Annotated in this window: 5 protein-coding genes; 2 read left to right on the forward strand and 3 right to left on the reverse strand. The window is 70.4% G+C overall.

The window, feature by feature from the left end; translation table 11 throughout:
- From BZY54_RS44720 to BZY54_RS44730, 3 genes are all read right to left on the reverse strand, one after another.
- Positions 1–429: ABC transporter permease family protein (locus tag BZY54_RS44720; protein ID WP_143668288.1), on the reverse strand; the 429-nt coding region annotated here is incomplete at its 3' end.
- A 14-nt stretch (positions 430–443) separates the two neighbouring features.
- Positions 444–1,436 (reverse strand): carbohydrate ABC transporter permease, encoded by a 993-nt coding sequence (locus BZY54_RS44725; RefSeq protein ID WP_086731091.1) that lies wholly within the window; start codon positions 1,434–1,436, stop codon positions 444–446.
- 516 nt (positions 1,437–1,952) lie between these two features.
- The gene (locus BZY54_RS44730; RefSeq protein WP_086731092.1) at positions 1,953–3,272 is read right to left on the reverse strand and encodes an ABC transporter substrate-binding protein; all 1,320 of its coding nucleotides are present in this window, start codon (positions 3,270–3,272) and stop codon (positions 1,953–1,955) included.
- A gap of 495 nt (positions 3,273–3,767) precedes the next feature.
- Here BZY54_RS44730 and BZY54_RS44735 point away from each other — a divergent pair, with 495 nt between their 5' ends.
- Together BZY54_RS44735 and BZY54_RS44740 are read left to right on the forward strand one after the other, a co-directional pair.
- Entirely contained in the window at positions 3,768–4,817 is a 1,050-nt protein-coding gene (locus BZY54_RS44735) for a LacI family DNA-binding transcriptional regulator (RefSeq protein WP_086731093.1), read from the forward strand.
- A gap of 176 nt (positions 4,818–4,993) precedes the next feature.
- A complete protein-coding gene (locus BZY54_RS44740) occupies positions 4,994–6,418 on the forward strand; it encodes a GH1 family beta-glucosidase (RefSeq protein WP_086731094.1) in 1,425 nt (474 codons plus the stop codon).
- Positions 6,419–6,508: the final 90 nt, after the last annotated feature.

The raw sequence follows: 6,508 nt of genomic DNA on the forward strand, positions 1-6,508 counted from the left end.
GATGACCGCGGTCATCAGCACCCCACGGCCGCGGAAGCGCATCTTGGCGAAGGCGTAACCGGCGAGGGTACAGAAGAACAGGGTGGCGGCGGTGATGCAGCCGGCCACGATGACGCTGTTGACGATGGCCTTGCCCAGGTGGGCCTGGTCCCAGGCCGCCTGGAGGTTGCTCCACAGCCTGCCGCCCGGCACCACCGGCGGCGGGCTGTCCAGGACCCGCTGCTGGTCGTGCGAGGCGGCCACCAGCGTCCAGTAGAGCGGGAAGATCGAGCCCAGGCCGACGACGATCAGGGCGAGATAGGTGAACGGGCCGCCCCGAAGCTGCTGGCCGGCGCCGATCCTGAAACGGCCGCGGCCCTTGTCCGGTGTGGTGGCGGGCGGTGCCGGGGTGAGGGCCGGCGCGGTCTTGGTGGGACTGGTCGTGGTCATCGATGTCGCTCCCGTCAGGCCGCGCTCTTGCGCACGAACCGGCCGACGATCCAGTTGATCAGGGCGATGAGCAGCAGCAGGACGAGCATGGCCCAGGCCACGGCCGCGGCCGGGCCCAGATGCCCGAGCTTCCAGCCGTAGTTGTAGAGGTAGATGCTGAGCGTCTCGTACTGGTGCTCGCTGCCGCCGACGGCGCCGAGCGTGCCGCCCTGCAGCAGCAGCGGCTCACCGAACAGCTGCATGGAGCCGATCGTCGAGATGACGATGGTGAACAGGATCGTGGGCCGCAGCGAGGGAATGGTCACCTTGCGGAACTGCTGCCAGCGCGAGGCTCCGTCGATCGATGCCGCCTCGTACAGGTCGCTGGGCACCGCCTGCATGGCCGCCAGGTAGATCAGGGCGTTGTAGCCGGTCCAGCGCCAGATCACGATGATCGAGATGGCGATCTTGGAGGTCCACTCCCCGTTGCCCCAGTCGGTGTTACCGGCGCCGAAGAAGTGCAGCACCCAGTTGAGGAGGCCGCCGTCGGCCCTGAAGACCAGGGCGAAGACCAGGGCCGCGGTGGCCACCGAGGTGGCGTACGGGGTGAGGATGACCGTCCGCCAGAACGTGCTGGCGCGCAGCTTGTAGTTGAGCAGATGGGCCAGGCCCAGCGCCACGAGCAGCTGCGGGAGGGTGGAGATGACGCCGATGACGAAGGTGTTGGCGACGGCCGTCCAGAACTCGGAGTCCTGGAGGATCTTGGTGAAGTTGTCGAAGCCGACCCACTCGGACTGGCTCAGGCTCGTCATCTCCACCCGGTGCAGGGCGATCCAGCCGGTGTAGAGGAGGGGGTAGAGCCCGAAGGCACCGAAGACGAGGAAGAAGGGGGCTATGTAGGCGTACGGCGATGCCTTGTCGTCGAAGCGCCACAGCCGCGAGCGCCACTTGCTGCGTCCGTTCGACGCGGCGACGGAGCCGCCGGACGGCGGGGTGTGGGCACCCCGTGTGGGGGTTGTCGTTGCCACGGAGGGAGTCCTTCCCTGGAGGTTTCGGCCGGGTACGGGGCGGGAGGCGTGTTCAGGGACCGGGCGCCCGTCCCGCCGCTCCCTGTGCGGATCGACTGCGGTCCCGAGCGGCCCGTGCCCCGGCCTGACGTGCGTGAGGGGCCGGTCCCGGCCGCCGGACACCGGGTCCGGCCGGCCGGGCGCCGGCCTGGGGTCCGGTGCCTGCCTGTCCGGCGGTTCCCGCAAGGCGCCGCGGGCCTGGCGGAGACTGCCGGGCAGGGTGTGTGGTCCTGCTGATCGTGGTCGTGCTCATCGGGGCTCGCTGATCGCCGTCGTCCTCGTCGGGCCCGCGCTGATCGTGGTCGTGCTCATCGGGGCCCGCTCATCGTGGTGGTGCCGCAAGGGTCCCGTTGCGCGGGGTCCCGTGCTCGGGCGCCCCGCTCAACGGCCCCGCGCCCGCGGCGGGAGCCGTCGTACGGCTCCGCGCGCGGGCGCGGTGCGGGCGGCCGGCGGGGCCGCCCGCACCCCGGGCGGTCGTCAGCCGATCGCCTTGTCGATCGTGTCGGTCGCGTCCTTCCAGGCCTTGTCGGGCTTGGTGCCCCGCTGCTCCATGTTGTTGATCTGGGTGGAGATCGTGTCCTTGATCACGCCGTCCTTCGCGCCGAGCACGGCCTCGGGGATGGCCTTGGCCTCGTCGGCGTAGATCTGGCCGATCGGGGCGTTGTTGAAGTACGGGAGCGTCGCGTTCTTGACGCTGGCGAGCTCGTAGGCGCCCTTGTTGGACGGGAAGACACCGACGGCCTTGAACACGGCGGCCTGCTGCTCCGGAGCGGTCAGCCACTTCACCAGATCCGTGGCCTCCTTGACGTGCTTGCCGCTCTTGGGCACGGCCAGGAAGGAGCCGCCCCAGTTGGCCGCGGTGGTGCCGGGGGCGCGGGTGATGTCCCACTTGCCCTTGTAGGCGTCACCGGAGTAGGTGGAGATCTGGGCGGCCATCCAGGCGGGACAGGCCATCGAGGCGATCTTGCCCTTGCGCAAGGCCGCCTGCCACGGGTCCTGGAACTGGGCCAGGCCACCGCTCAGCTTCTTCGAGGCGGCCTCGGCGGCCAGGTTCCAGCCCTGCTTGACAGCCTCGCTGTCCTTGTAGACCGGCTTGCCGTCGGCGTCGTAGTACTGCTGCGCGGCAGAGCTGACGACCGCGTTGTACATGGCGCTCGCGGAGTCCATGAAGAAGGTGCCGGAGGGCGCCTTCTTCTTGTACTGCTCACCGAGCTTGATGTAGTCCTCCCAGCCGCCCGCGACCGCCTTCGCGACGGCCTCGCGGTCCGTCGGCAGACCCGCCTTCTCGAAGAGGTCCTTGCGGTAGCACAGGGACATCGGGCCGATGTCGGTGCCGGCGCCGATGACCGTGCCGTCCTTCGCGGTGGCCTGCTTCTCCTTCCAGGAGACCCAGTCGCCGACGTTGATGGACTTGCTCAGGTCGGCGAACTTGCCCGCCTGGGTGTCGACGACCTCCTTGATGCGGCCGACCTCGATGCCCGTGACGTCGCCGAGACCGCTGCCCGAGTTCAGCTGCTGAAGGAGCCTCGGGTAGTAGTCCTGCTCGTTGGCGGTGGTCTCTTCCTTGACCGTGATGTTCGGGTGCAGCTTGTGGTACTGGTCGAACAGGCTGGCTTCCTTGTAGCCGAACTGACCGAAGTCGGCCACTTTGAGAGTGATGTTCCCGTTGGAGTCCGAGGCGTTCGAATCGTCGTCGCTGCTGCAACCGGTCAGCAGCAGGGCCGAGGCCGTCAGGACCGTCGTGGTCACGGCCGCTGCTCTGCGGCCACGACCGCCGCCGGTACGGGTGATGCGCATTCCACTACTCCTTGTTCCAGTGGGGAACGGGGACCTCAGGAATCCGACCGCCGGGGTGCGACGGTCCGGACCTGCCCTCTCGGTTCGAGCAGCGGCCAGCCCACGGCACTCGGCGTGCGGTGAAAAGGTGCTGGTCAACGGTGTGCCATAGGAGACGGAGGGAAGGGCCGTTGATGGTTGTCGTCCACACGGGAGAGAGCCCCGGTCACCCGTGGGACCGCTCCCACGCGGCATGCCGGAAGACTCGTTGCTGCCGGGCCAGGTGTCAAGACTTGAAAACGGCGTTGTTGCGCAAGCGTGTTCCGCGCGTCACGTGAATGTGTCGCACGACGGCGCGTCACCGCCCCGTAATCCGGCCGTCCCACGCATGATCCACGCAGGTCACCGCCGGGTCGGCCGCAGCGGGAGCGTGCTCGCGCGACGCACCGGGGCGGTGGCCGGATTTTTTCTGGGTCAGAATGAAGCCGCCCCCCACGAAGCGCCGGAAGGTGAACGATGAGCCCTGCCGAACTGCCGCAGCCGCACAGGACCGCGGACGTCCGGCGCCCGACCCTGAACGCCGTTGCCGCCCGCGCCGGAGTCGGCCGCGGCACGGTCTCCCGGGTGATCAACGGCTCCCCGAAGGTCAGCGCCCGTTCCCGCGCGGCCGTCGAGCAGGCGATCGACGAACTCGGCTACGTTCCCAACCGCGCCGCCCGTTCCCTGGTCACCCGGCGCACCGACTCGGTGGCCCTGGTCGTCCCCGACGCCGAGAACCGGCTCTTCTCCGAGCCGTACTTCTCCGAGATCATCCGGGGTGTCTCCGCCGGACTCGCCGGTGCCGGAATGCAGTTGCTGCTGGTCCTGGCGCGGGACGAGTCGGAGTACGCGCGGCTCGCGACCTACCTCTCCGCACAGCGCGTGGACGGGGTGCTGATGATGGCGGTCCACAGCGACGACACACTGCCCGACCGGCTGGACGAACTCGCGGTGCCGACCGTGCTGGCCGGGCGGCGCAGCGACACCGAGCCGCTCGGGCACGTCCGCGCGGACAACAGCGGCGGCGCCCGGGTCGCGGTCGAGCACCTGCTGGCGAGCGGCCGCCGTGCCATCGGCACGATCACGGGGCCGCTGGACATGGACGTGGCCCGGGCCCGGCTCGACGGCTACCGGGAGGCACTGGAGCGCGCGGGCCTCGCCGTGGACGAGGACCTGGTCGCAACCGGCGACTTCACGGAGGAGGGCGGGCGCGCGGCCATGCGCGAACTCCTGCGCCGGCACCCCGGTCTGGACGCCGTCTTCGCCGCCTCCGACGTGATGGCCTCGGGCGCGGTGCTGGAACTGCGCGCCTCGGGCCTGCGGGTGCCGCAGGACGTCGCCCTCGTCGGCTTCGACGACTCGATCGTGGCCCGGCACATCGATCCCCCGCTGACCAGCGTGCGCCAGCCGCTGGAGGAGATGGGCCGCACCATGGCGAGCCTGCTGCTGGACGAGATCGCCGACCGCGGCACAGGCCACCGGGCCGTGGTCCTGCCGACGGAGCTGGTGGTGCGGGAGTCGGCTTAGGTTTTGTCGTCAAATTCCCGTCGTCCGCCCTGTGGGCAGAGGGGAGTTCGACGACAGGACCTAGCCGGAACCGTCCGCGGCGTCGTCCGTTCCGCGTGCCCCTTCCCCGCACCCCCTTTCGCCGTGGGAGCGCTCCCATGCATAATGGGGCCCACTCGACTCGTGGGAGCGATTCCATGCCCGAACCGATGACCGTGTCCTTCCCTCCCGCCTTCCTCTGGGGCGCGGCGACGTCCGCCTACCAGATCGAGGGCGCGGTGCGGGAGGGCGGCCGTACCCCCTCCATCTGGGACACCTTCAGCCACACGCCTGGCAGGACGGCCGACGGCGACACCGGTGACATCGCCGTCGACCACTACCACCGCTACCGCGACGACGTGGCCCTGATGGCGGAGCTTGGGCTGACCGCCTACCGCTTCTCGGTCTCCTGGCCGCGGGTGCAGCCCACCGGCCGGGGGCCCGCCGTGCAGGTGGGCCTGGACTTCTACCGACGCCTGGTCGACGAGTTGCTGTCCCATGGGATCAAACCGGCGATCACCCTCTATCACTGGGACCTGCCGCAGGAGCTGGAGGACGCGGGCGGCTGGCCGGAGCGGGACACGGCGCTGCGCTTCGCCGAGTACGCGCGACTCGTGGGCGAGGCGCTCGGCGACCGCGTGCAGCAGTGGATCACGCTCAACGAGCCGTGGTGCAGCGCCTTCCTGGGCTACGGCTCCGGGGTGCACGCGCCCGGCCGCACCGAGCCGCCCGCCACACTGCGCGCGGCCCACCACCTGAACCTGGCGCACGGGCTGGCCACGCAGGCGCTGCGCTCGGTGCTGCCCGCCCGCGACTCGGTCGCCGTCAGCCTCAACTCCCAGGTGATCCGGCCGTTGTCGCAGGACCCGGCGGACCTGGCGGCGGCGCGGCGGATCGACGACCTGGCCAACGGCGTCTTCCACGGCCCGATCCTGCACGGGGCCTACCCGGCCACGCTGCTGGAGGCCACCTCGTCGGTCACCGACTGGTCGTACGTCCTCGACGGGGACCTGGCGACCATCAATCAGCCGCTGGACGCGCTGGGCCTCAACTACTACACGCCCGTCCTGGTCTCCTCGGCCGAGAACGCGCCCGAGGGCCCGCGCGCGGACGGCCACGGCGCGAGCGCGCACTCGCCGTGGCCGGGCTCGGACGACGTGGCGTTCCACCAGACGCCCGGCGACCGCACGGAGATGGGCTGGACGATCGACCCGGGCGGCCTGCACGAGCTGATCATGCGTTACAGCCGGGAGGCGCCGGGGCTGCCGCTGTACGTCACGGAGAACGGCGCCGCCTATCCCGACAAGGTGGACGACGACGGCCGGGTGCACGACCCGGAGCGCATCGCCTACCTGCACGCCCACCTCGCGGCGATCCACCGCGCCATCGCCGACGGGGCCGATGTGCGCGGCTACTACCTGTGGTCCCTGATGGACAACTTCGAGTGGGCCTACGGCTACGCCAAGCGGTTCGGCGCGGTCCACGTCGACTACGCGACGCTCGCCCGGACCCCTAAGTCCAGCGCCCTCTGGTACGGGAAGGCGGCCCGCACCGGCCAGTTGCCGCCGGCGGACGCGATCTGACGGGCAATACGGGGGCTTCGCGAAAGACCTGCCGACGGGGGGCAGGGGTGGGGCGCGGCACGGGACAGCACTAGGGCGCGTATTGAGTCG

It is taken from the genome of Streptomyces carpinensis (genome assembly GCF_002154505.1).
Lineage (GTDB): Bacteria > Actinomycetota > Actinomycetes > Streptomycetales > Streptomycetaceae > Streptomyces > Streptomyces carpinensis.